The sequence below is a fragment of the Sulfuricurvum sp. RIFOXYD12_FULL_44_77 genome (genome assembly GCF_001830725.1).
GTDB classification, from domain to species: Bacteria; Campylobacterota; Campylobacteria; order Campylobacterales; family Sulfurimonadaceae; genus Sulfuricurvum; species Sulfuricurvum kujiense_A.
Window position 1 is genome coordinate 1 of the sequence record NZ_MIBU01000239.1, and the last position, 1356, is coordinate 1356.

The 1356-nt window shown below is 45.4% G+C and carries 2 protein-coding genes; both read left to right on the forward strand.

The window, feature by feature from the left end:
- The first annotated feature begins 297 nt into the window (after positions 1–297).
- Positions 298–552, forward strand: coding sequence for a YfhL family 4Fe-4S dicluster ferredoxin (locus A2517_RS08525; RefSeq protein ID WP_013459298.1), 255 nt, complete (start codon positions 298–300; stop codon positions 550–552).
- Positions 553–1356 (forward strand): Ppx/GppA phosphatase family protein (locus tag A2517_RS08530; protein ID WP_294896081.1); only part of this gene is annotated, 804 nt, incomplete at its 3' end.

Below are 1356 nucleotides of genomic sequence, written 5' to 3' on the forward strand. Positions count from 1 at the left end.
TGGGACTGTTTCTTGCTAAAAGTGCGGCAGAAGCTATCGGTGCCGTTATTACGCTAACCAATAGAGAAGATGGAATGGACGGTTCATGTGCTCGTCTTATTCTCCCTTCGAAGCTGTGTTGCGTCCTTCCATTACGATAAATTTCTCTTGGGCTTTCTGCCGAAGAAAACTTAGCGTTAGCGTAGCAAATCGGGGTTTTACTCCGATAGCGTGCAAATTACAATGGTTTAAAACTCCTCAAAGGTTCCTTTCGCTATAAATCGCGCAATAACCAAATATAAAACCGAGGTTTACCCTATGCCACTACTAATAGTCGATGAATGTATCGCATGCGACGCATGCCGTGAAGAATGCCCAATGGACGCCATCGAAGAGGGCGATCCGATTTATATCATCGATCCGGACCGTTGTACCGAGTGTGTAGGAACCTACGATGAGCCTGCTTGTATTGCCGTATGTCCTGTCGATTGTATTATCCCCGACAAAGATAACGTAGAGACCATGCAAGAGCTCCTTTATAAACACAAGCAATTGATGGAGGAAGAGGAGTAAATGGCAAAATGTACCGCTGTTATCGACATCGGAAGCAATTCGATGCGGATGGCGGTCTTTCAAAAAACCAGCCGTTTTGCTTTTCATATTCTCCATGAAGTAAAAAGTTCTGTCCGTATCAGTGAAAACGCTTATAAAAATGAAGGTTTCCTTCAAAGTGAAGCGATGGATCGTACGGCTCAGGCAATCGGAGAGTTTTTATCGACTGCCAAATCTTTCGGTGTCCGAAAAATAATGTGTGTGGCTACCTCTGCCCTGCGTGATGCCCCCAATTCCTCAACCTTTCTCTCCCGTATCAAGCGTGAACATAACCTCTCTATCAAAGTGATCACAGGAGAGAGAGAAGCCTATTTAGGAGGAATGGCCTGCGCCAATCTCCTTCCGAGCCTCTCAGATGCCATTACGGTCGATGTAGGGGGTGGTTCCAGTGAGTTTACCCTTCTACGCAACGGTAAAGTCGAACAGCTTTTTTCTCTCAACATCGGAACGGTTCGCATTAAAGAACTTTTCTTTGATCGTGATGATGTAGAGGGAGCCATCGCCTATATCGATGAAGCCCTCAAACAGCTTCCTCCCTTTGATACCGATACGATGATCGGTATCGGAGGAAGCTTTCGTGCCCTCACCCGTGCTGTGATGAAAAAAGAGGAGTATCCCCTTAAAAAACTTCACGCGTACACCACGGACGAAGCCTCTTTTTTACATTTTAGTGAACAAATACTCTCTGCCGGTTCCAAAAAACTTCGTTCGTTGTTTATTAAACCCGATCGTTTTGATACCATCAAGCCCGGTGCCCTTATCTTA